The 2,137-nt window shown below is 63.9% G+C and carries 1 protein-coding gene and 1 pseudogene; both read right to left on the bottom strand.

All coding sequences use genetic code 11. The features are described 5' to 3' along the window. A pseudogene (locus Q4E95_RS13105) lies at nt 1-623 on the bottom strand (glycine--tRNA ligase); the annotation flags it as partial. A 243-nt stretch (nt 624-866) separates the two neighbouring features. Beyond that, nucleotides 867-2,066, bottom strand: coding sequence for an acyl-CoA dehydrogenase family protein (locus Q4E95_RS13100; RefSeq protein WP_303383720.1), 1,200 nt, complete (start codon nt 2,064-2,066; stop codon nt 867-869). Nucleotides 2,067-2,137: the final 71 nt, after the last annotated feature.

Genomic DNA, 2,137 nt, shown 5'->3' with positions numbered 1-2,137 from the left:
CGCGTGCGGAAGATGAAGTTGCCCGGGGTGATCTCGTTGCGGAACGCCTTGCCGATCTGGCCGATACCGAACGGGGGCTTCTTCCGCGATGCGTTCAGCACGTTCAGGAAGTTCACGAAGATCCCCTGCGCGGTTTCCGGACGCAGGTAGTGCTTGCCCTCTTCGTTGTCCACGGGGCCTAGGAAGGTTTTCATGAGGCCGGAGAACTGCTGCGGCTCGGTCCATTTGCCGTCCTGGCCGGTCTCCGGGTCCTTGACGTCCGCCAGGCCGTTGACCGGCGGGTGACCGTGCTTGGCCTCGTAGGCCTCGAGCAGGTGGTCGGCGCGGTAGCGCTTGTGGGTGTGCAGCGATTCGACCAGCGGATCGGTGAAGGTTTCCACATGGCCGGAGGCCTCCCACACGGCCGAGGGCAGGATGATCGAGGAGTCCAGGCCCACCATGTCGGCGCGGCCGCGCACAAAGGTCTGCCACCACTCGCGCTTGATGTTCTCCTTCAATTCCGCGCCCAGGGGTCCGTAATCCCAGGCGGAGCGAGAACCGCCGTAAATTTCACCCGCCTGAAAGACAAAGCCTCGGCGCTTGGCCAGGGAGATGACATTGTCCAGGGTGGATTTGGCAGCCATGCGTTCTCACATCCGTTTCTCGCCCGACCGCTGGCTGCGGCCGCGCGCGTGGAATCCGTTGGGTGGTTCTTGAGGGCGCTGCTGAGCACGCCGCCGCGGGGCGGCTCACGTGCGCCAGGCACCACGAACGAGACGCCCAATACGACGTCTCGGTTCCAGGGTAGTCATTACGCGGAAAACTCACCTAACTCGTGGGTTCCGGAGCGCGTCAGGCGAGGCCTCCTGGCGATCGGCGTGAGGGACTCAGACGAAGGCGGAGACACCGGTCAGCGCGCGGGACACAATGAGCGCGTTGATGTGGTAGCTGCCCTCGTAGGTGTAAATGGCTTCCAGATCGCCCAGCACCTTGGAAATTTCGTAATCGCTCAACAGGCCGTTGCCGCCCAGTGCATCGCGGGCCAGCAGCGCGGATTGCCGGCCCAGACGCGTGGCGGTGGATTTGGCGATGGCCGCGTGCATCATCTCCAGCTCGCCGGTCTCCTGCAGGCGTGCCATCTGGACCATCATTGCGGAGCTCGCGGCCAGGTTGCCCGCGATCTCCGCCATGGTTTGCTGGATGATCTGGAAGCTCGCGAGCGGCTTACCGAACTGCATGCGTTCCAGGGAGTAGTCGCGCAGAATGTCCAGAACGGCCTGCTGGGCACCCACGGCCTGCCACCCCACCCACGCGCGGGAATCCTTGAGCAGGGCGTTGGCGGCGTCGAAACCAATGGCTCCGGGCAGCAGCGCGCTGCGCGGCACGCGGACCTCATTGAGCACGACGTCCGCATTCTGCATGATGCGCAACCCCATTTTGTTGACGATCTTGGTGGCCGAATACCCGGGATGGGTGGTGTCCACGGCAAAGCACTTGATCACACCGTCCGCGGTGTCACGAGCCCAGACCAGGGCGATGGCGGCCACGGTGCCGGCGCCGATCCAGCGCTTTTCTCCCCGGATGACCCATTCGTCGCCATCAAAGGTGGCCGTGGTGGCCAGGCCGCCGGCAATGTCCGAGCCATGGGTCGGCTCGGTCAGGCAGAAGGCACCCAGTTGCGTGAGTTGGGACAGGGCGGGCAGCCACTGGGCCTTGTGTTTCTCCGAACCCAGCTCCGCAATCGTGCCCACGATCAGTTCATTGTGGATGCCGATCAGAGCGGACAACGAGACATCGGCGCGGGCGATCTGCGAGTGCACCAGGCCCTGGAACAACCGCGACGAGCCGTCCAGGAACAAGTTGCCGAGTCCCAGGTCCGCCAGGGCGGGCAGCAGCTCGGTGGGCAGGTGCTCACGGTTCCACGGGTCGATGGTCTGCTTGCGCACGTGGGTCTGCAGGTGGTCCTTGATCACGGCCAGGCGGTCACGTTCGGCGGGATCGAGAAGGTATTCCACGTGCAGAAGGTCTACGTCCGGCAACGGGCTCTGTGGTGCCTCACCGGAGTGGGAGAGGGTCGCGCTGGTCATGATCGTGGTCCTCAAGTTTCTCGGTATTCCGATTGTGGTCTTTCCAACTATAGGCCTTCCAAGTATATTTG

Origin of the sequence: Kocuria sp. (assembly GCF_030536815.1) — a bacterium.
GTDB lineage: Bacteria > Actinomycetota > Actinomycetes > Actinomycetales > Micrococcaceae > Kocuria > Kocuria gwangalliensis.
This window is presented reverse-complemented; position numbering and strand designations above follow the sequence as displayed.

Coding starts and splice junctions, on each gene's coding strand:
- Q4E95_RS13100 (WP_303383720.1), bottom strand. CDS start 2,066: ATGACCAGCGCGACCCTCTCCCACTCCGGTGAGGCACCACAGAGCCCG.